This is a genomic window from Rhodococcus sp. IEGM1339 (assembly GCF_050321925.1).
In the GTDB taxonomy this organism is placed as follows: Bacteria; Actinomycetota; Actinomycetes; order Mycobacteriales; family Mycobacteriaceae; genus Rhodococcus; species Rhodococcus pyridinivorans.
On the sequence record NZ_JBNQFT010000020.1, the window covers coordinates 56911 to 77156 of the forward strand.

Below are 20246 nucleotides of genomic sequence, written 5' to 3' on the forward strand. Positions count from 1 at the left end.
CATCGAGCCCCTCTGTCGGAACACTCCGATCGAGGGGCTCGATGAGTTTCGGGCATGCCCCCGGTCAACATTCGCGAACGGATCCGTCCGACTCCGGGAGACGTCATGACCCAGCAGACCACCCGCGCCCTTCCACCGATCGTCGACGAGCAGACATGGCGGTCGGCGCTCGACGACCTACGGCGACGGGAGAAGGCCGCCACTCGCGAGCTCGACGCCATCGCAGCGCAGCGCCGCCGGCTGCCGATGATCGAACTGCCCGACTACACGCTGATCGGCGCCGACGGCCCGACCCGGCTCGTCGATGTGTTCCAGGGCCGCTCGCAGCTCATCACCTATCACCACATGTGGTCCGACGGTGCCGAATGGCAGTGCGGTGGATGCACGAGTCTCACGACGCAGTGGACCCGGCTCGGCATCCTCGACAACTACGACGCCCGCATGGTCGTCGTCACCAACGGGCCGATCGACGAAGCCCTCACCTACAAGGTGAAGGTGGGCAACACGATGGAGTGGTACTCGTCGTCGGAGAGTTCGTTCGGCGCCGACGTCGACGCACCTCCCAGTGGAGGGTTCGCGGTCAACGTGTTCCTGCGCGACGGCGACACGGTCTACCGCACCTGGCACACCACCGGCCGCGGCACCGAGCAGCTCAGCTACACCTTCGCGCTGATCGACATCCTTCCGTGGGGTCGTCAGGAGGAATGGCAGGATTCGCCCGAGGGCTGGCCGCAGTCGCCGACCTATTCGGGGTGGCTCGATTCCCCCGATGTGGCGCGACTCTACGGTCCGGGCACCGGCGCGCGGTGAAAGCGGATGACATGGTGGACGCGACCCCGTCACGCGCCTGGTACGTGCGAACCGGTGTGTCACAGGAATTCAGTCGGCAAGGTAGCGCAGCATCACGGCGGTGGTGAACTGTCGGGTCTCGACCAGGCGCAGATCCACGCGCTTCTCCAGGAGCGGGAACATCGGTGTGCCACCACCGAGCAGGACGGGTGAGACGAACACCTGGTACTCGTCGATGAGACCGTGTGGGATCAGCGACGCGGCGAGGTTCGCCCCACCGACCTCCATGACGCCGTCTCCCTCGGCCTTGAGCCTGCGCACCTCCTCCACCGCGTCGTCGCTGACGAGGCGACTGTTCCAGTGGACCTCGGTGAGGGTGCGGGAGAAGACGACCTTGGGCGTAGTCGTCCACAACTCGGCGAAGTCGCGTTCGATGGGCGAGGCGTCCTCGGGCAGGTGCGGCCAGTACTCGGCCATCAGCTCGTACATCCGCCGGCCGTGCAACGAGAGCTCGAGCCGGCGGAACCGGTCGTTGTGGAACTGGTGCAGTTCGTCGTCGGGGTCGGTCCAGTCGATATTGCCGTCGCGGTCGTTGATGTAACCGTCGAGGGACACGCCGAAGTCGTAGATCAGTGTTCTCATGCTCCGATAGACCGTCGGCGCACCCCGAACTCATCGGCCCGGTGCGACCGTGTCGGGCTTACGGCTGGAGCAGCACGTCCAGACCACGCTCGAACTCGTCGATGCGGCGACCGAGGGCATGGTGACCGCCGTTGACCAGCTCGGACACACGGACGATCCCTGCGGTGTCCGCGATCTCGTTGAGGTTGCGCGACGTCCAGTACCAGGCGGCGGTGGTGAAGGCGTTCTCCGGCGCGGCGAGCAGCTCGGGGTGCGCGACGAAGTCGACGCCGATGTGCTCGCTGACCTTCTCATAGTTGTGACGGCCCGTGATCTGGATCGCGCCGCGACCCTTGTAGCGCTCACCGTCGCCGGGATGGGTGTTTCCGAGATCGGCGCGACCCTCGTATGCGCGACCGGACGCGTACTCCTCGAAGGTGCGGAAGGAGTCCGATTCGACGGCCAGCTGGGCGATGAACGCCGCCTGACGGACCGGGTTGTCGATGCCGCTGCGCGCCATCGCGTCGTTCAGCGGCGCGATGAACTGCTCGACTTTCTCCGCCGGGATGCCCGGCACGATGCGGGTCAGTTCCTCGGGTGTGACGGCGGGGAGCGGCGCAGGAGTCGTCTCGGCGACGAGTTCGACCACCTCGGTCGCCTCTGCGGATTCGGCCTCTTCCTCGTCGTCGGTCACGGTCCAGCCGTCGGCGGCCAGGGCGTCGAAGTCGAGCGCCCGGAGCAGGCCGCGGGGCTCCTGGAAACGGGTAGGTGCAGGGGTGGTGGGTGCGGTGTCGGCGTGGGCGACGGAGGTACCGACGCCGAGCGCGGCGGTGAGGACGGCCGCGGCGGCGACCGCGGCACGGAAACGGCGCAATGATGAAACGGACAAGGGTCGTGCTCCAAGATTCGCCGAAGCTGGGTTCGGCCTTCGAACGGGGCCGCGGGCATCACCGGCGGGATCGTTACCACCGCACGGAGGGCCAACACGCGACCATCAGGTCACAACCAGGTAACGTCGCAGGTCGAGAGGTTTTCAAGCGATCGTGGCCGACGCCATCCGAACCAATAAAAGTGGTGCGTGCCATACTCGGAAGTCGATCATTGCGGCGATCGCATCCGGCCGGCCCAGCGAGAACCTGCCGGAGCGGTACCTGGCCGATCCTGCCCCTTGTCCACCGAGGATCGCTGCACTCTCACCGAATTAGTTGCGCAGCAGCACCTTCGATCACGAAACCGCACGCGCCGAAGGTTCGTCCCGCAGATGGTCGAATCGAGGCCGCGATGGGTCGCCCCCCTCGGGAACAGACCGGTTCGATTCGACCGAGGAGGTGTACACCCCCGAGCCGGGTCGTAATCATTTCGTGTCCGACGACACACCTCGATAACGCGTAGCTGCACGCCGACCGAGACCGTCCGCGTTCACAATACGACGACCCGAGCAGGAAGTACCGATTGGTATGTTCACACAGGTCGAAGACCCCGACCGTTCGGTCGGGTCTTCCATGATCAGCGCGCTGAAGCGGGTCGGCGCGGCGTGCTGCAGTAGCAAGCCCCGGTTCATCGCGCGAACTGCGCGGAGCGGTACCGACCGCCCTGTATGCCGCGCCGAGAACACTCAGCGGTCGCGGTAGTACGCCCGGATCGCGCGGCTCATCACCTTGATCTCACGGGTTCGCTCGTGCCGCAATCGGGCATCGGACCGGGCCGCGATCCATTCGTTCTCACGTCGCAGTTTGCGATGACTCTCCACTCGCCGGGCATCGAGGTCGCCGCGGTCGACAGCGGCACGAACCGCGCATCCCGGTTCGGTCTCGTGCGCACAGTCCGCGAAGCGGCAGTACTGAGCGAGCTCATCGATCTCGGGGAAGGCGGAGGCGATGCCGGCACCGGCGTCCCACATCCCGATACCCCGCAACCCCGGAGTGTCGATGAGGGTCACGCCGCCGCCCAAAGGGAACATCTCCCGATCGGTCGTGGTGTGCCGGCCCTTGCCGTCGCCCTGGCGCACCGGTGCCGTCGCCTGGATGTCGCGACCGCACAGCGCGTTGACCAGCGTCGATTTCCCGGCGCCGGACGCTCCGACGAACACGACGGTGCCGTGGAGCACCTCGCGCAGTTCATTCAGGCCGGATCGATTCGGCGCACAGACCTCGACCACGCTCGCTCCGGGTGCGACCACGGCGACCTGCTCGAATACTGCTTCGGTGGCGATGTCGACCTTCGTCAGGGCGACTACCGGTTGCGCGCCGCTGTCCCAGGCCAGCGCCAGCAGACGTTCCATGCGATCGAGATCGAGGTTGTCGGATGCGACCGTCACCACGACGGTGTCGACGTTGGCAGCGAGAACCTGCTCTTCCGAACGCCCCGACGCGTCGGCACGACGAATCGCGCCGGTACGCGGCATCACCGCACAGACCCCGCCGGTCATATCGCCTTCGGTGGCCGGTTCGCGCACGATCACCCAGTCGCCGGTGCAGACGTGGTGGCGCGCTGTCCGTACCCGACCAGCGGATCGGTTCCGGGTGGGACATCGGGGTGCACGGTGACTCCTGGATCATGACGAGGCGCGGGTGGTCCGCTCCGACAGATCCGATGGTGAACTTCGCACCCCGGCAATGCAATCGAACTTCCGCGTGCACCGCTCAATCGCGGTGGGCCGACAGCAACCAGGCCGGGAGCATCGAACGGCCCTTGTCGTCGCGTTGCCACGCGGCAGCCTCTTCGTCGCCGAGAAATGCGTGGATGAAGGCCGGCCGCACGTCGTCAACGGTCCAGAACTCGGCAACCACGTCGCGTAGCTCGTCGTCCGTCACGGGATTGGGTCCCTGGCCCTCTTCGGGGAAGGCGTCCTTCGAAAAGGCAAGGACGAAGAAGGACGCGTTCGGAGCAGTGGCACGGGTGACGGCGCTCAGGTAGGCACGGCGCCGGTCCACGGGCAGCGAATGGAACAGGGTGCTGTCGACGATCGTCGCGAACCGGCCGTCGAAACCCGTGAACGAGCTGATGTCGGCCACCTGGAAGGTCGCGGTCGTCAGGCCCCGCTCCGCCGCCGCGGCCCGAGCGGCCTCGATGGCTGTGGGCGACAGGTCGAGACCGACCACGGTGTATCCCTGTGCCGCCAGACGGAGGGAGGTCTCGGCATGCCCACAGCCTGCGTCCAGCACGTCGCTACGGAATCCGCCCTCGTCGATCAATCGGGCGATCTCGGGCTGGGGTTCGCCGATGTTCCAGGGTACGGGGCCCGAAAACCCTTCGGCGACGCCCCGGTAGATGTCGTCCCACGGTGCAACCTGGCCGTCCTCGGTCATGGATCCGACGGTACGCCCGCCGCCGGATCCACCGCACCGATTCCGAATTCGACACCGGTAACCGGTTCACTCGGCCGGGTTCGTGAGGAAGGATCGACAAGCGCCACCGTTCGAGAGGGGAACTCACTCGTGACCGAAACTGCCGCATCTGCACCCGCCGGCCCCGGCCGGGAACGTCAGGGGGCCGTGTACCGCAACGGCGCGCTGGGCCGGCGTCCGGCCGTCCCGACGTCCTTCGGCGATCTCGAACACGCCGCGCGACGCGCGAGTTCGAAGCGGGCCTGGGCGTATGTCGCGGGCGGCGCCGGCGAGGGACGCACGATGCGCAACAATCGGCGTGCGTTCGACCGATGGGCGATCGTCCCGCGCATGGCCCACGGAGTCACCGAACGCGACCTGAGTACGACCGCGGCAGGCACGTCGCTGTCCTCACCGCTGTTGCTGGCACCGATCGGCGCGGGAGCATTGATCGCCGCGGACAGCGACCTGGCGATCGCGCGGGCGGCCGCCGCGACCGGCGTGCCGTACATCTTCTCCAATCAGGGCTGCAATTCCATGGAGGACTGCGCTGCCGCAATGGGCTCTGCGTCCCGCTGGTTCCAGCTGTACTGGAGTTCCGACGAGGATCTCGTCGACAGCCTGCTGCGGCGGGCCGAAGCGGCGGGCGCCGAGGCCGTCGTTGTCACCCTCGACACGACGATGCTGGGATGGCGTCCGCAGGACCTGAATCTCGGGTCGTTGCCGTTCGCACGCGGCGAGGGCATCGCCCAGTACACCTCGGATCCCCGCTTCCTCGACATCGTCCGGCAGCGGATCGACGCCGCCCGCGACACGCTGACGGAGCGACCCGATGTCACGTTCGGCGCGATCCGCACACTGCTGTCGATGACCCGCAACCATCCGGGTCGATTCCTCGACAATCTCCGCTCCCCCGCACCGCGCGCCGCCGCGGAGACCTTCCTCGACATCTACTCCAATCCGGGACTGAGCTGGGAGCATCTGGCGACGTTGCGGGATCGGACGCGACTTCCCATCGTACTCAAGGGAATTCTGCATCCGGACGACGCGCGTCGCGCCGTCGACCTCGACGTCGACGCCCTCGTCGTGTCGAACCACGGTGGACGCCAGGTCGACGGATCGATCGCCTCACTCGATGCTCTGCTCGACATCCGTGCCGCGATCGGCCGGGAGCCGACCGTGTTGCTGGACAGCGGGATCCGAAGCGGCGCCGATGTCTTCGTCGCGCTCGCGCTCGGCGCGGACGCCGTACTCCTCGGCCGGCCCTACATGTACGGACTGGCGATCGCGGGTCGGCAGGGCGTCGAGGAGGTGGTCCGCAACGTGATCGCCGAGTTCGACCTCACCATGGCATTGACCGGTGCCCGTTCGGTCGCCGATATCGACGAACGGTTCGTCCGGCCGAATCCCTCCTTCTGAAACAGGGTCAGGCCTTGCGCGCACGCACCTTGCGGTACGGGGTCTCGTCGATGCGCGTGGTGATCTCGGCGACCATCCTGTCGTACGACTCGTTCTTGCGGGCGATGCCGATGAGCCGCTTGGTGGTGCGCGCGGCGGCGCCCAGGTTCATCGGGCGGCCCTCGATGCCGTACATCAGGCGCGCCCACTCCGGCAGCAGCGACAACATGTCGTCCTGCATGACGACGAAGGTGAACACCTTCACCGGATTGCCCCACAGGTTCGGCTTCCGGAGCGCGTGCGTCACCTCGGCGGCGGCGAGCGACAGCGACAACCAGTGGCGCTGCTCGTCGACGTACGCCTCGAGGTCGGCGCGGGTGGCGGGAAGACGGGCCGGGTCTGCGCCGACGAGCTCTGCGGCGATGTGCTGTTCGACGACGAACTTGTCCTGTTCGGCGGGGGCCAGGTCGAGGCCGAAAGCCTCCGCACCACGCAGCAGCGCGAACGCGAGAGCGTTGTGAGTCCAGTCGATCCATACGGGCTCGTCTGCGCGCAACGTCGTGCCGGTGTGCAGCCGGTACTTCACGGTGTTGCGGTGGAGGACGAGTTCCTCGGAGGTCTGCACATAACTTCCGCCGGTTCGCAGGAACACCCCCGTCGTGTCCCGTAACCGCTCCGCGGCCGGGCTGTCGATCGCGAGCCGGCCCAGCGTATCGGCGACAAACGCGTGGTCGTCGCGAAGTCACGTGCCAGCACCGCGATTTCACCCTCGTCTCGTCAGGCGAGGAGCGCGGCGTCGAGCACTCGGCGCGCCGCTGCGGGATCGTCGACATGGATCGCGAACCGGTTCACGAGCGCTGGACGGCGGCGATGTTCGAAGAAGGCCGGCAAGAGGGCCTCGACGGGTTCCGCGAGGACGAGATCGAGATTGGTGCCGTCGGGACCGGGCAGGAACAGCACCTCGCCGTCCACACCCGTCTCCGCCGGCTGGAAGCGATGGCGCGGGATACATCGCTGCAGGTTGTCGGCGTCGATACGTGCCACGACCTGATGTCCGGAGCGCAGGACGAGGCCGTCCCGTGTCAGAAGATGCGGGTTGACGACACGATCCGCGAGCCACCCTGCGAGAGGAAGAAGCGAGTACACCGAGACGATCAGCAACGTCCAGCGCAGCCATTCCCACGGCACGAGTATGTGGACCACCGCGATTTCGATGACCGACGCCACGAGCCACGCGATCGGCACGCTCATCGTGCCGCGGGTGTAACCGATCGTCGTCACCTCAGGTCCGGCGCCGACCCGACGTCCTCGTATCAGGAACCACAATGCGCGGTAGCTTCTCAACTCTGCGCGGATCAGGGCCCCGGGCACGCGGCCGACGAGTTCGTCGAGCACCCCCGCCCACGGTGTTCCGGATCGGCGCAGGATTCGAACCCGCAGTGCGCCGACGATCAGCACCAGGATTCCCAGAGGTAGCTCGAATCCGAGCCAGACCTTCAGTGCTGTCACCGGTGTGAGGATGCCCAGTGCAACGAGGAGGGCGTTCGTACAGGCCACCACCACGGTGAGGACGAGAGCGGCTCGGTGGACGAGCCGGACGGTGCGCTCAGTCATGCCCGCGCTCCGTCCTGCTGCGGTCCCGACTGTGCGGCGACGCGCCGGACGAACCCGATCGCGACGGCCTGCTGGGCCGGGTCCGGAAGGAACTCGGCGAGCACCTCGGTGTTCGATTCGAGGGCAGTTGCCGCCTCGGCTGCCCACGAACCGAGCACCTCCGCCATGATCGGGATGTCGTCGAGCAAGGCGGTCATGCCGTCGATGACGGCGCTGACCTCGTCGGCTGCCGCGGTGGGATCTTGTCCGGCAAGTGCACCGAAGCGTCGGTAGACGGCGACCATGGCGTGCCGTTGTTCGGGGTCGTCGAGCAGGGTTCGCATGGCGTCGAGATACTCCGGTGAGGCCTGCCCGGTGAGTGCGAGCATCTCCCAGCTGTCGCGTTCGCGGACGAACAGCGTCCGGGTGTGCGGGTCGTCTTCGCCGTCGATGAGTTCGTCGAACGCGTCGACGATCGGTGACGGCAGGGGCGAGAGCCGGTCGCCGGCGCGGTGACGCTCGAGAATCGCGGCGAGTGCCTCACGTTTGACCTGCAGCGTCCGGATCTGATTGTCTGCCGCCTCGAGCAGCGATTCGAGGTCTGCGGTGAGATCGGACTCGGCATCTCGGTCGCTGCCGTCGGTGAAGTGGCCGCCGAGGACGGTCGCCACCGCACCCAGTGGAACACCCGACTGGGCGAGCCAGCGGATGCGCAGCAGACGCACCAGGTCGGCGAGTTCGTAGTCTCGGTATCCGTTGGGTGCCCGTGGGGGTTCGGGCATGAGCCCGAGCCGGTGGTAGTGCCGAACGGCGCGAACGGTGGTTCCCGCGGCCTGGGCCAAGTCGCTGATCCTCATGGCTTCAGCATCGACCCTGACGCTACGTCAGGGTCAAGCCATGAATGCGGCGGCGCACATCGGGGTGGGAACAACCCGAGAAGGACTGCGGTTGAGTGCAGTAAGATAGTTGACAGATCAACTACATGACCGAGAGGGGTTACCGTGCCTGCCGTAACCGTCGACAACGTTCTCGCTCTTCCTCGCGTCGAAGAGCCCGCACCCGACGCACTCTCGCGCCCCGTCCTGTCCGTGACCATTGCACCGCGCGGCTTCGAAGGCGAAGGCTTCCCGGTCCGCCGTGCGTTCGCGGGCATCGAGACGAAGTACCTCGATCCTTTCATCCACATGGATCAGATGGGTGAGGTGAACTACGCGCCCGGCGAACCGAAGGGCACCCCCTGGCATCCGCACCGCGGTTTCGAGACCGTCACCTACATGATCGACGGCATCATGCAGCACCGCGACTCCCACGGAGGCGGCGGCACGATCGGTGGCGGCGACACCCAGTGGATGACCGCCGGCAGCGGCATTCTGCACATCGAAGCACCACCGGAACATCTCGTGGTCAGCGGTGGACTGTTCCACGGCGTGCAGCTGTGGGTGAACCTGCCCAAGGCCGAGAAGTTCGTCGCCCCGCGGTATCAGGACATCGGCGGCGGCGCGGTCGCCCTGCTGTCCTCGGCCGACGGCGGCGCGCTCATCCGGGTGATCGCCGGAGAACTCGACGGGCACCGTGGCCCCGGTTCGACGCACACACCGATCACCCTGCTGCACGCGACCGTGGCGCCGGGAGCAAGCGTCACCCTGCCGTGGAACCCCGAATTCAACGCCCTGACATACGTGCTCGCCGGTGATGGCGCGGTCGGACCGGAACACCGCCCGATCCGGACCGGACAGACCGCCGTCTTCGGTAGGGGTGAAAGCCTGACCATCTCTGCTGCCGCGACACAGGATTCGCGCACCGACGCCCTCGAGGTGTTCGTGCTCGGTGGCAAGCCGATTCGTGAACGCGTCGTCATGGCGGGTCCGTTCGTCATGAACACCCGCGCCGAGATCATCGAGGCGATGGAGGACTTCCAGGCCGGGCGATTCGGTTCCATTCCCGCCGTGCGCCCGTCGGACGAAAATGCCTAGATGGGTAGTTGCGTTAGGGTGGCTTCGACCCCGGAGATCGGGGTTGAAGCCACCCAAGTCGGCTACCGTGCACCGGGTTCATCCTCACGCATGCCACGAATCCGGTGTTCTCGACCGCGCTGAGCGAGGTCGAGAACACCAAATCGTCGGCCGCGCCGCTTCTACGCCAGCGCCAGCGCTACGAGCGCGACCAGCGACGGCACGCTCTGACACAGCGACCCCACCACCCCGGTACCTCGTCGACGGCTCATCGCCATCCGGTCCGAGGCGAACAATGCCATGCCGGCCAGGAACATGAACGCGCACGTGTAGACGACGAGGGTGCGGCCCGGGGTTTCGTGCCCGGTCCACCACAGGATCATGCCGGCGAGCGCTCCGGATCCGAGGAAGAGGTTGTAGAAGCCGACGTTGAACGCCCACATCCGCACCGGTGGAACATCCGCAGCGGGGACGCGGAACACGCCCCAGTGGATGCTCGGACGGCGAAACAGGATCGTCTCCCACACGAAGACCATCAGGTGCACCGCGGCAGCGACCAGGGCCGCGAGTTGCGCAACGACGATCATGGCGAGACCTCCTCGGCGAATCGGATTCCGTAACGGGTGGCGATCTGCCCGAACCTGCTCATCAGTGCATCCTCGGGCAGGTGCTCCTCCCCCAGCGCGTCGAGGTCGGTGAAGAAACCGCTCATCCCGGTCCCGGAGCAGACGAGGAGAAAGGCCGCGTCGTCGGTGAGCACCGAGAAGCTGTTCATCGTTCCCGCCGCGATGGTGAGCGTGTCACCGGCGGCGAGTTCGCAGCCCTCGCCGTCGAGGAGGACGAGGATCCGGCCGCGCAGGAGGTGGTAGGTCTTGGGCCAGGGCTCGGAGTGCAGCGGCGGTGGGCTGCTGCAGGGCGCCTCGACCAGCATGAGCTCGTAGGCGTCGCCGGTCTGTTCACCGGACGACAGCACGGTGACGACGGCATCCGGCACCGACAATTGCCCGCCCGTACTGGCACGTTGGAGATCGATCGTGGACACAACTGCGACGCTATGGATCCGGAAACAGCCGGACCATCCCCTGAATCGGGGATGCTCCGTCTTCCGGATCCAGCGCATACTGGGTTCATGCTCGAAGTGCGGGCGGAGCGCCTACGCCGCGAGATCCTGGAGTTCGCGGGCACCGGCGTCGGCGTCACCGCACTGCACCAGCGTGCCATCGAACTGGTCGATCGCACCGTACGCAGCGACTTGACGTGCTGGGCACTGTTCGATCCCCTGACCCTGGCGTTCGGTTCGATGACCAGTGGGCGCAACCGCATTCCCGGTGAGTACGAGCCACTGCTCGCGGAATCGGAATGCGGTGGACACGATCCCGCAACCTTCGCAGACATCGCCCGCAGTGGACGAACAGTGGTGCGGGCCTCGGATCTACCGTCGACCGAAGTCGCCCACAGCCTCCGGAACGCTGCGGTATGGCGTCCACTCGGACTCGACCGCGAGGTGCGAGTCGTCTTCACAGTGGACGGGTTGTGTTGGGGAGCGGCCGGTTTCGTCCGCTCGGGTCCGGACTTCACGGATCGGGAACTGGAGTTCCTGACAATGACCGCACCGGCGGTGGCGGTTGCGACCCGGGTGGCCGCCGTCCACACCCTGCACGCACGCCCCGGAGCCGATCCCGGTCCTGCCGTGATCGTGACGGATCCCGCGGGTGAGCCGGTCGCATCGACGGTCGCGGCGCGGATCTGGGAGGATCGGCTCGCCGGTCCGGTGCGACTGGCGCTGCTGTTGCGGGCGGCAACATTCGGGGCTCGGGCGAGTACGACCGGGGTGTTCCGGGCACGTATCCGCAACGACGGCGGAGGCTGGATCGTCGTCCGTGCGGCGCCGTTGAGCGCCGACGGCGACGAGGCCCGCACGGCGGTCACCATCGAACCCGCGGCCGACAGTGAACTCACAGACATGCTGTTCGCCGCGTACGCGCTGACCGCCCGCGAGTGCGAAGTGTGCACCGACGTGCTGAACGGACTGTCGACGGCCGAGATCGCTCGACACCGGGGCATCACGCCGAACACGGTGCACGACCATCTCAGATCCGTCTATGCGAAGACGGGGGCGGGTAGTCGCGCGGAACTCGTCGCTCGGTTGGCCGGCCGGCAGATGCCCCGACCGTCCCTGTCGCCCCCATACACGCCGACGATCAGGTCCGCGCACTGAGCGATCACGCTCACTACACATTGAGCGGGGTTGCTCGTTGTATGCCACAGTGCCACTCGGTGCATGCAGCCGCCACGCCCGAAATCCCTCTGTTCCAGAGCAGGTGACGTCGGCCCGTTGTTTTTTGCACCTTGTTGCACATAGTCTGGCGTGAGAGGGACCGCCCTAGACGAAGAAGGAACACACCATGACGCTGCCACCGATCCTGTCCGGCCCGCTGAGCCTGCCCCTGGTCGCTTCCCCGATGTTCATCGCGTCGGGACCGGAACTGGTGTCCGCCCAGTGCCAGGCCGGAGTCGTCGGATCGTTCCCGGCACTCAACGCCCGTCCCCAGTCGATGCTTGTCGACTGGCTGCAGCAGATCACCGAGAGCAACGCCGACTACGCGGTGCGCCACCCCGAGGAGTACGTCGCGCCGTTCGCCGTCAACCAGATCGTGCACCGCTCCAACGAGCGACTCGAGCAGGACCTCGAGGTGATCGTCGAGCATCGGGTCCCCATTGTGATCACCTCGCTCGGTGCCCGAGAGGAGGTCAACGAGGCTGTTCACTCCTACGGCGGCATCGTCCTCCACGACGTGATCTCGAACGAGTTCGCGCACAAGGCGATCGACAAGGGCGCGGACGGCATCGTCGCCGTCGCCGCAGGCGCCGGCGGCCACGCCGGGACGCAGTCACCGTTCGCATTGCTCCAGGAGATCCGCCGGTGGTTCGACGGCCCCCTGCTGCTGTCCGGCTCCATCGCCCACGGCCGCTCGATCCTCGCTGCCCAGGCCGCCGGTGCCGACCTCGCCTACGCCGGCACAGCCTTCCTCGCCACCGAGGAGGCCCGCAGCGCCGACGACTACAAGAACATGATCGTCGACAGCACCGCCAAGGACATCGTCTACAGCAACCTGTTCACCGGCGTGCACGGCAACTACCTGCGGGGAAGCATCGTCGCCGCCGGACTCGACCCCGACGACCTCCCCGAGTCCGATCCGTCCGCCATGAACTTCGGGTCCGGTGGCAACACCGGCGCCAAGGCCTGGCGCGACATCTGGGGCGCCGGCCAGGGCCTCGGCGCGATCGAGTCCGTCGTCCCCGCCCGCGAGCTCGTCCAACGACTCCGCGACGAGTACGAGCTGGCGTGGACGTCCCTCGAACGACGCCGAGTCGCCATGATCGACGCCGGATAGCGTGACCTAGGCTGACGCGGTGTCTCTCAGGTTCGCCATCCTCACCGCACTGGTCGAGCGCGACAGCACCGGACTGGAACTGACGCGGCGCTTCGACCGGTCGATCGGGTACTTCTGGCCCGCGACCCACCAGCAGATCTACCGAGAACTGGACCGGATGCGGGCGGGCGACCTGATCCGTGAAGTCCCGACGGACGGAAAACCCGGTCGCGGTCAGCCCCGACGTTTCACCATCACAGCGGACGGTCGCCGACTGCTGCGCGGCTGGATCTCCGAGATCGAGGATCCGGACGTGGTGCGCTCCGGTGTCTCCGTGCGCCTGCGCGCGGCCGCGGCGCTCGACGATCCCGACGCCGCGCGTCCCGCGCTGGAACATCAACGCGCCTACCGGACGGCGATGCTCGAGCAGTATCGCGCCATCGAGCAACGCGACTTCGTCGAGGTCCGGGGCGACGCGCGGAGCACCCTGCAACATCTCGTGCTCCGCCTCGGCATCCTCCTCGAAGAAACGTGGCTGACCTGGCTGGACGAGGCGCTCGACACGATCGACCGGCTCGACCCGACACCGGATTCCTCCGCCGACCGCAGCGGAACGGTCCCGTAGACCGGAACACGAGAACCGGGCCGAGGCGTACCACGCGAGGGAGGTCGGCTTGTCTACACGGAGGCAGGTCTACCTGTCACGGTGCGTTTCCGGCCTCAGGGTCGACTGCCGTCAGCGCGGTGATCAAGGTCCGACTCGGCCGCATCACGGCCACGGTCTTGTCCCTGTCCGGCCGGTAGTAGCCGCCGATGTCGACCGGCGCGCCCTGCACCTCGTTCAACTCTCGCACGATCGTGCCCTCGTCCCTGGCCAGTGCCTCGGCCAGCGGGGCGAACTGTTCTGCGAGTTCCGGATCCTCGGTCTGCGCGGCAAGCTCCTGTGCCCAGTACATCGCGAGGTAGAACTGGCTGCCCCGGTTGTCGAGCTCGCCGACCTTGCGCGACGGGCTCTTGTTCGTCTCCAGCAGCTTGCCGGTCGCTGCATCGAGCGCGTTCGCCACGATCTTGGCGCGCTCGTTGCCGGTCTTGATGCCGAGGTCCTCCAGGCTTACGGCCAACGCCAGGAACTCACCGAGCGAATCCCAGCGCAGGTGGTTCTCCTCCACCAACTGCTTGACGTGCTTGGGCGCCGACCCGCCGGCGCCCGTCTCGTAGAGGCCGCCACCCGCCATCAGCGGCACGATCGACAGCATCTTGGCGCTCGTACCGAGCTCGAGGATGGGGAACAGGTCGGTGAGGTAGTCACGCAGGATGTTGCCGGTCGCGGCGATGGTGTCCATTCCGCGGTTCAGCCGCTCCAGCGTGTACCGCATCGAGCGCACCTGCGACATGATGTGGATGTCGAGGCCATCGGTGTCATGATCCTGCAGGTACAGCTCGACCTTCTTGATCAACTCGTTCTCGTGGGGGCGGTACGGGTCGAGCCAGAACAGGACCGGCATACCGGAGTTGCGTGCCCGGGTGACCGCGAGCTTGACCCAGTCGCGGATCGGCGCGTCCTTGACGGTGCACATGCGCCAGATGTCACCCGCCTCGACGTGCTGGGTGAGCAGCACCTCACCGGTCTCGGCATCGACGAAGTTGGCCTCGCCCGCCTCCGGAACTTCGAAGGTCTTGTCGTGCGAGCCGTACTCCTCGGCCTTCTGCGCCATGAGACCGACGTTGGGAACGGTACCCATGGTCGTCGGGTCGAACGCGCCGTTGGTCTTACAGAAGTTGATGATCTCCTGGTAGATGCGCGCGAACGTGGACTCCGGCATGACCGCCTTGACGTCCTTGGGTCGTCCGTCGGCGCCGTACATCTTGCCGCCCGAGCGAATCATTGCGGGCATCGAGGCATCCACGATGACATCGCTGGGGGAATGGAAGTTGGAGATGCCGCGTGCGGAATCGACCATGGCCAATTCGGGACGGTGCTCATGGCAGTTGTGCAGGTCCTGCTTGATTTCGTCGCGCTGCGTACTGGGCAGCGTCTCGATCTTGTCGTACAGGTCGCCGAGACCGTTGTTGACGTTGACGCCCAATTCGTCGAACAGCTTCTGATGCTTGGCGAAGGCGTCCTTGTAGAAGGTCTTCACCGCGTGGCCGAAGACAATGGGGTGCGAGACCTTCATCATCGTCGCCTTGACGTGAAGGGAGAACATCACGCCCGTCTTGCGCGCATCCTCCATCTGCTCCTCGTAGAACTCGAGCAACGCCTTCTTGCTCATGAACATGCTGTCCATGATGTCGCCCTCACCCAGCTCCACTTCGGGTTTGAGGACGATCGTCTCGCCCTCCTTGGTGACCAGCTCCATCCGGACCTTGCGCGCCCGGTCCAGCGTCATCGACTTCTCGCCGTGGTAGAAGTCGCCGTGCCGCATGTGCGCGACGTGGCTGCGTGAGGCCATCGACCACTCGCCCATGCTGTGCGGGTGTTTACGGGCGTACTCCTTCACCGCCCGGGGTGCGCGCCGATCGGAGTTGCCCTCACGCAGGACAGGGTTGACCGCACTGCCGAGAATCTTGCCGTAGCGCTCCCGGATGGCACGCTCTTCGTCCGTCTTCGGGGCGTCCGGGAAATCCGGGACCTGGTAGCCCTTGCTCTGCAGTTCCTTGATGGCAGCCAGGAGCTGCGGCACGGACGCACTGATGTTGGGCAGCTTGATGATGTTGGTCTCGGGCAGTTGCGTCAGACGACCCAGCTCGGCCAGGTTGTCCGGGACGCGCTGCTCTTCCGTGAGGTGCTCGGGGAACTCGGCCAGGATCCGCGCCGGCACCGAGATGTCGCTGGTCTCGACCTCGATGCCCGCGGCTCCAGCGAAGGTACGCACGATCGGCAGGAAGGCGTAGGTCGCAAGCAACGGCGCCTCGTCGGTCAACGTATAGATAATGGTCGACTGCTTGTCGGCGCTCATTCTTGTCTCGACTCCCTACGTCGGTCCGGTCCGCCTCACGAAATGCTCCGCGTGCGGGATTGCATCGGGTATCAGGCTACGTGCGAGAACTCGAGAACGACATTTACTCGCCGGTAACTCGAACTCCGCCGACAGGCTTCGACGGCCCCTCGGGCGCCCAACCGTCGACCTCATGTCCGCTCGCGACCGAGAACGCCGCAGTCCTGCGAGCCACCGCTTCGATGGCCCCTCGACCTGTCGTAACGCGGGTGCGACCGGCGCACAGCATCGCCGTCAGGAAAGAAGTCTTCACAAGCAGTGGGAAGACTACTGTCACAAGCGATTCCGTTGTCGAACCGGACTGCGATCCCTCGTCCGCCCGATCGCGGCTCGAATGCCGACGCCGGAAGATGCTGTCGGCGAGGACGATCGTTCCGTCGAGAATCGAGGTTCGTCGATCGTTGCTTGGGGGAGACGACCGCGGACCCGAGAGGGAACCGCACGCCTGCGTCCCGATGAAGTACTTCACATTTCTCGCCGACGACTCGACCCGAGCGTTTACCGACAGGAGCCCGCCACTACTCCGACATCAATCGCAGGCGGGCGCGGGAACATCCTCGAACAGCGGCGACCCGATCGGCACGAGGTACACCACGTCGAGGATCACCGGTTCCGTGCCGAGATTGCGACCGACGTGCAGATGGTCCGGACCCGAGGGTTCGTTGATGAAATCACCGGTCTCGAACGTGACAGGCTCGCAGTCTCCTTCAGGATGCGTCAAGGTGCCGGCCCGCACGATGCCGAGCACGGGACCATCGTGATAGTGCCAACCGGTGCTACCGCCCGGTTCGATGGTGATCTCCCGAGCCACGGCGTGCACGCCGTCGGGTACGAACGGCAGCAGTCCCGGTGGCACCTCGATGTCCACCCATGTCACCCCTGAGATGCCCTCGCTCGGAGTGGCGTAGGCCCACCCGGGTATCGCCACCGCTACTGCACATGCCGTCGCCGCGAGTACACCCTGCACAGAGCGCTTCATGCGCACGGACGCTACCGTCTACACGACACTGCTGCAGGACAGCTCGCATTGCGACCCGCTCGCCTGCACCCGCGTCACTGTCGCCGGGTACGTCGAGCGGCCCGAAGGCGAGGAACTGGCCGCCGCGCGCGAAGCCCACCTGGCCGCTGTCCCCGGGACCCGCGTGTACATCGATTTCAGCGACTTCACGCTCTGGGTTCTTCGGGTTCGGCGCGTGCGCTGGGTCGGTGGGTACGGGCGGATGGATCCGGCCACCGCCGAGGACTATGCCGAAGCATTGCCGGATTCTGTGACCCCGTCGGCAGCTCGTGCGATCGCGCATCTCAACGACGATCACGCCGACGCGCTGCTGGCGATGGCCCGGAAGCTCGGCGGGTTCCCGGATGCGGAGGCGGCAACCTGTGTCGGAGCCGACCGATACGGCCTCGACCTCGATGTCACCACGCCGCGTGGGCGAGCCATGACGCATGCCGGCTATCTGTCACCGCCCGACTCCGACTACGAATTGCGCTCAGCAACAGTTGCTTTTGCTCGCGCGGCGCACCGCCAGACCGTCGTGGACACGTCCGTCTGCATCGACGTCGGCGGCGAGGGCGACACGGTAGTCGAGTCCCGCCTCGTTCACCGTGACGCCGACAGGTGCAGGTCGTGCCGGGCGGCGAGCGCGAGGGCGTCGGTGACATCGAAGGGTCTCATGCGGTTCACGCTCTCTTCGCCGCGTCGTTCCGGTCTACCGATATCCTCGGACGGTCGTGGCGGCCCACGTGCTGCTACAGGCGGGGAACAGGTCGGCCCCACACGCGTGTCCTGCCCGGGAATCGCCGCCCACTCGTGGCAATGTCCACAGAATGCATCCGTACGACCAGGGGTTCGAGCCTCCGCAAGCGTGCTCCGAGTGGTGCCGGGCACGCTCGTTCGACCTGCAGGTGCTCGACGAGGGCGTCACTGTCGACCTCAAATGGTGGAACAGCCACCTCGAACGGACCGGGCACGATATCCGCCTCCGGGGACGGAATCTCGACGGACGGATCATCGACGACGGCGACGCGATCGTCCAACGCAACGACCTCCGCCTCGACAGTGAACTGATCGAAGCCGACCACGCCGGTCTGGGGCTGTTGTTCCTGTGCGCGGCCTGGCGCAGCGCACATCCGCGACGACGCGGTGCCCGACGTTTTCCGGACGTCCGCGACGCACACGCCCCGAAGGACCGGGACCGGTTCACCAAGATCAAGGGAGTCCTCGACTACTGCGCGAAGACCAAGTCGCTACCCGACACCGCGCGGCAGACCTGGTCCGGATGGCCGGACACCCCCGGCGTCGGCGTATCGCTCCTGGCGACCTATCTGTGGGCGGTCGAGGTGCGGACCGAGGCGGGCCCGGCGCAACTTCTCGATCAGCACGCGGTGTCGACGCTCATCCACGAAGGGTGGCTCGAGGATCCGTCGGTCGCCGACTTCACGCTGCGGCGCTATCACCGGTACCTCGAACTCCTCAACATGTGGGCGTCGTTGATCGCCACGCGTCCGGAGATGGTCGAGATGTGGCTCGTCGACCGGTGGCACGCCCGAATCTGCGAAGCCCGGGACGGGTCGCACGCGACTCCGCGATTGTTCTGATCCTCTTGGGCGTCGCGGTGAGGCCGCCCGAATCGTCCCGTGGAGGCTGATGCACACTCGCAGAATGGGGTCACCGACTACGACGAGCATCACCATGACGACCGGCGCGCAGCCGATTCCACAGCCGCGATGGAGACTGCCGCTGGTGGGTGATCTGCTCAGCATCGACGTGGCCAAGCCGGTTCAGCGTGAGATGCAGATGGCACAGGAACTCGGTGGGATCTTCGAACGCAAGATCCTGCAGCACCGGTTGATCGTGGTCTCGGGCGCCGATCTGGTGCGCGAGGTCAACGACGAGGAGAAGTGGGCGAAGTTCCTCGGCAAGCCGCTGCGCAAGCTTCGCGTCATCGCCGGCGACGGACTGTTCACCGCGTTCAACTCCGAACCGAACTGGAGCAAAGCCCACAACATCCTCGGGCCTGGCTTCAGCCAGGCCGCGATGCGTGGCTATCACGACTCGATGCTCACCGTCGTCGACCGACTGGTCGACAGCTGGGACAGCGCAGCGGCCGACGGCGAGTATGTGGACGTGCCGAAGAGCATGACGTCGCTGACCTTCGACGTTATCGGCCGGTGCGGCTTCAGCTACGACTTCGACTCGTTCGGCCGCACTGAACCCGATCCGTTCATCGCGGCGATGAGCCGGGCGCTCGAGTACATCAACCGTTCGTCGAACGACATCCCCATCCTCCGGACACTGTTCGGCCGCAGTGCCAGGGAGCAGCATGAACACGACATCGCGCTGATGCAGGAGACGGTCGATCGCATCGTCGAGGAGCGGATGCGCTCCGGCGAGCAGCACGGCGATCTGCTGGACCTGATGATGCACACCGTCGATCCCGACTCCGGCGAGCAGCTCGACCGTGAATCGATCCGCAATCAGGTGCTGACCTTCCTGGTCGCGGGTAACGAGACCACCGCGGCCACCCTGGGGTTCGCGGTCCATTTCCTGAGCCGACATCCCGAGGTGGTGGCGAAGGCACGCGACGAGATCACCGAGGTCGTAGGTGCCGACGGCCGGATCGGGTACGAGCAGGTCGCCAAGCTGCGGTATGTGCGGCGGGTGGTGGACGAGACGCTGCGGTTGTGGCCGGCCGCCCCGGGTTATTTCCGCAAGGTACGCGGTGAGACCACCCTCGGCGGACGGCCGCTGCCGAAGGGTTCGTGGGTGTTCGTGCTGTTGCCGCAACTGCACCGCGACCCGCTGTGGGGCGACGATCCCGAGCGGTTCGACCCGGACCGGTTCGAGCCCGCGGCCGTGCGCAAACGGCCGGCGCACATCTTCAAACCGTGGGGCACCGGCATCCGGGCCTGTATCGGTCGGCAGTTCGCGCTGCACGAGGCGGTGCTCACGCTCGCGTCGCTGATCCGGCGGTACGACTTCGCTCCGGAACCGGGCTACGAACTCGACGTTCACGAGGCGATCACATTGAAGCCCCGTGACCTACGGGTGCGGCTCTCCCCCGCCTGATCCGTCGCGTCGCCCCGGCAATCGGGCCGGCGGTCGGGTCGTCGACAGAGGCTGGCCGATCGGTGGCGACGAGCACGGCGACCCTTCCGATCATGCACTGAAAGACCACACGTCATCGCTCTATG

18 protein-coding genes and 2 pseudogenes are annotated in these 20246 nt (G+C 66.5%); 9 read left to right on the plus strand and 11 right to left on the minus strand.

The window, feature by feature from the left end; genetic code table 11:
- Positions 1–105: 105 nt before the first annotated feature.
- Positions 106–810 (plus strand): DUF899 domain-containing protein, encoded by a 705-nt coding sequence (locus ACQR3U_RS17510; RefSeq protein ID WP_064852875.1) that lies wholly within the window; start codon positions 106–108, stop codon positions 808–810.
- A 69-nt stretch (positions 811–879) separates the two neighbouring features.
- Here the strand turns inward: ACQR3U_RS17510 and ACQR3U_RS17515 are convergent, their stop codons facing one another.
- The 4 genes and pseudogenes from ACQR3U_RS17515 to ACQR3U_RS17530 all read right to left on the minus strand — a co-directional run bounded on the left by ACQR3U_RS17515 (position 880) and on the right by ACQR3U_RS17530 (position 4718).
- Positions 880–1431, minus strand: a complete 552-nt coding sequence (locus ACQR3U_RS17515) for a dihydrofolate reductase family protein (protein WP_230811033.1) — start codon at positions 1429–1431, stop codon at positions 880–882.
- 58 nt (positions 1432–1489) lie between these two features.
- Positions 1490–2299, minus strand: a complete 810-nt coding sequence (locus ACQR3U_RS17520) for a glycoside hydrolase family 19 protein (RefSeq protein WP_230811032.1) — start codon at positions 2297–2299, stop codon at positions 1490–1492.
- A 726-nt stretch (positions 2300–3025) separates the two neighbouring features.
- A pseudogene (gene rsgA / locus ACQR3U_RS17525) lies at positions 3026–3874 on the minus strand (ribosome small subunit-dependent GTPase A); the annotation flags it as partial.
- Between the two features lie 178 nt (positions 3875–4052).
- Entirely contained in the window at positions 4053–4718 is a 666-nt protein-coding gene (locus tag ACQR3U_RS17530; protein ID WP_230811030.1) for a class I SAM-dependent methyltransferase, read from the minus strand.
- A 129-nt stretch (positions 4719–4847) separates the two neighbouring features.
- On the opposite strand from ACQR3U_RS17530, the gene ACQR3U_RS17535 reads away from it, so the two are divergent.
- Positions 4848–6155, plus strand: a complete 1308-nt coding sequence (locus ACQR3U_RS17535) for an alpha-hydroxy-acid oxidizing protein (protein WP_230811029.1) — start codon at positions 4848–4850, stop codon at positions 6153–6155.
- A gap of 7 nt (positions 6156–6162) precedes the next feature.
- Here the strand turns inward: ACQR3U_RS17535 and ACQR3U_RS17540 are convergent, their stop codons facing one another.
- The 3 genes from ACQR3U_RS17540 to ACQR3U_RS17550 form a co-directional block, all read right to left on the minus strand.
- Positions 6163–6759, minus strand: a complete 597-nt coding sequence (locus ACQR3U_RS17540) for an oxygenase MpaB family protein (protein WP_332108758.1) — start codon at positions 6757–6759, stop codon at positions 6163–6165.
- Between the two features lie 152 nt (positions 6760–6911).
- On the minus strand, positions 6912–7748 hold the full coding sequence (locus tag ACQR3U_RS17545) for a hypothetical protein (protein WP_006552029.1): 837 nt from the start codon (positions 7746–7748) through the stop codon (positions 6912–6914).
- A complete protein-coding gene (locus tag ACQR3U_RS17550) occupies positions 7745–8584 on the minus strand; it encodes a MerR family transcriptional regulator (RefSeq protein WP_039587267.1) in 840 nt (279 codons plus the stop codon). Before ACQR3U_RS17550 ends, ACQR3U_RS17545 begins: the two co-directional genes overlap by 4 nt.
- 144 nt (positions 8585–8728) lie before the next feature.
- On the opposite strand from ACQR3U_RS17550, the gene ACQR3U_RS17555 reads away from it, so the two are divergent.
- A complete protein-coding gene (locus ACQR3U_RS17555) occupies positions 8729–9700 on the plus strand; it encodes a pirin family protein (protein WP_230811027.1) in 972 nt (323 codons plus the stop codon).
- Between the two features lie 161 nt (positions 9701–9861).
- Here ACQR3U_RS17555 and ACQR3U_RS17560 read toward each other — a convergent pair whose 3' ends face one another.
- Both ACQR3U_RS17560 and ACQR3U_RS17565 read right to left on the minus strand, forming a co-directional pair.
- On the minus strand, positions 9862–10266 hold the full coding sequence (locus ACQR3U_RS17560) for a DUF1304 domain-containing protein (protein WP_230811026.1): 405 nt from the start codon (positions 10264–10266) through the stop codon (positions 9862–9864).
- The gene (locus ACQR3U_RS17565) at positions 10263–10721 is read right to left on the minus strand and encodes a hypothetical protein (protein WP_039587265.1); all 459 of its coding nucleotides are present in this window, start codon (positions 10719–10721) and stop codon (positions 10263–10265) included. The genes ACQR3U_RS17560 and ACQR3U_RS17565 overlap by 4 nt, the downstream gene beginning before the upstream one ends.
- Positions 10722–10808: 87 nt before the next feature.
- Here ACQR3U_RS17565 and ACQR3U_RS17570 point away from each other — a divergent pair, with 87 nt between their 5' ends.
- The 3 genes from ACQR3U_RS17570 to ACQR3U_RS17580 all read left to right on the plus strand — a co-directional run bounded on the left by ACQR3U_RS17570 (position 10809) and on the right by ACQR3U_RS17580 (position 13678).
- Complete coding sequence (locus ACQR3U_RS17570; RefSeq protein ID WP_230811025.1) at positions 10809–11897, plus strand: helix-turn-helix transcriptional regulator; 1089 nt, start codon at positions 10809–10811, stop codon at positions 11895–11897.
- Positions 11898–12084: 187 nt separating this feature from the next.
- A complete protein-coding gene (locus ACQR3U_RS17575; RefSeq protein WP_019289383.1) occupies positions 12085–13074 on the plus strand; it encodes an NAD(P)H-dependent flavin oxidoreductase in 990 nt (329 codons plus the stop codon).
- 19 nt (positions 13075–13093) lie between these two features.
- Positions 13094–13678, plus strand: a complete 585-nt coding sequence (locus tag ACQR3U_RS17580) for a PadR family transcriptional regulator (protein WP_006552020.1) — start codon at positions 13094–13096, stop codon at positions 13676–13678.
- Between the two features lie 76 nt (positions 13679–13754).
- Here ACQR3U_RS17580 and ACQR3U_RS17585 read toward each other — a convergent pair whose 3' ends face one another.
- Complete coding sequence (locus tag ACQR3U_RS17585; protein WP_230811024.1) at positions 13755–16013, minus strand: NADP-dependent isocitrate dehydrogenase; 2259 nt, start codon at positions 16011–16013, stop codon at positions 13755–13757.
- Between the two features lie 568 nt (positions 16014–16581).
- Entirely contained in the window at positions 16582–17031 is a 450-nt protein-coding gene (locus ACQR3U_RS17590) for a cupin domain-containing protein (protein ID WP_033098208.1), read from the minus strand.
- A gap of 49 nt (positions 17032–17080) precedes the next feature.
- On the opposite strand from ACQR3U_RS17590, the pseudogene ACQR3U_RS17595 reads away from it, so the two are divergent.
- The 3 genes and pseudogenes from ACQR3U_RS17595 to ACQR3U_RS17605 form a co-directional block, all read left to right on the plus strand.
- Positions 17081–17584, plus strand: a pseudogene (locus ACQR3U_RS17595) (DUF2470 domain-containing protein); the annotation flags it as partial.
- 295 nt (positions 17585–17879) lie between these two features.
- Positions 17880–18650, plus strand: coding sequence for a hypothetical protein (locus ACQR3U_RS17600; RefSeq protein ID WP_019289378.1), 771 nt, complete (start codon positions 17880–17882; stop codon positions 18648–18650).
- A 64-nt stretch (positions 18651–18714) separates the two neighbouring features.
- A complete protein-coding gene (locus tag ACQR3U_RS17605; protein ID WP_230811023.1) occupies positions 18715–20121 on the plus strand; it encodes a cytochrome P450 in 1407 nt (468 codons plus the stop codon).
- Positions 20122–20246 lie beyond the last annotated feature (125 nt).

What these genes read in the sequence shown, in the direction of transcription:
- ACQR3U_RS17510 (WP_064852875.1), top strand. Translation starts at nt 106, where the DNA reads ATGACCCAGCAGACCACCCGCGCCCTTCCACCGATCGTCGACGAGCAG.
- ACQR3U_RS17515 (WP_230811033.1), bottom strand. Translation starts at nt 1,431, where the DNA reads ATGAGAACACTGATCTACGACTTCGGCGTGTCCCTCGACGGTTACATC.
- ACQR3U_RS17530 (WP_230811030.1), bottom strand. Translation starts at nt 4,718, where the DNA reads ATGACCGAGGACGGCCAGGTTGCACCGTGGGACGACATCTACCGGGGC.
- ACQR3U_RS17545 (WP_006552029.1), bottom strand. Translation starts at nt 7,748, where the DNA reads ATGACTGAGCGCACCGTCCGGCTCGTCCACCGAGCCGCTCTCGTCCTC.
- ACQR3U_RS17550 (WP_039587267.1), bottom strand. Translation starts at nt 8,584, where the DNA reads ATGAGGATCAGCGACTTGGCCCAGGCCGCGGGAACCACCGTTCGCGCC.
- ACQR3U_RS17560 (WP_230811026.1), bottom strand. Translation starts at nt 10,266, where the DNA reads ATGATCGTCGTTGCGCAACTCGCGGCCCTGGTCGCTGCCGCGGTGCAC.
- ACQR3U_RS17570 (WP_230811025.1), top strand. Translation starts at nt 10,809, where the DNA reads ATGCTCGAAGTGCGGGCGGAGCGCCTACGCCGCGAGATCCTGGAGTTC.
- ACQR3U_RS17575 (WP_019289383.1), top strand. Translation starts at nt 12,085, where the DNA reads ATGACGCTGCCACCGATCCTGTCCGGCCCGCTGAGCCTGCCCCTGGTC.
- ACQR3U_RS17585 (WP_230811024.1), bottom strand. Translation starts at nt 16,013, where the DNA reads ATGAGCGCCGACAAGCAGTCGACCATTATCTATACGTTGACCGACGAG.
- ACQR3U_RS17590 (WP_033098208.1), bottom strand. Translation starts at nt 17,031, where the DNA reads ATGAAGCGCTCTGTGCAGGGTGTACTCGCGGCGACGGCATGTGCAGTA.
- ACQR3U_RS17600 (WP_019289378.1), top strand. Translation starts at nt 17,880, where the DNA reads ATGCATCCGTACGACCAGGGGTTCGAGCCTCCGCAAGCGTGCTCCGAG.
- ACQR3U_RS17605 (WP_230811023.1), top strand. Translation starts at nt 18,715, where the DNA reads ATGGGGTCACCGACTACGACGAGCATCACCATGACGACCGGCGCGCAG.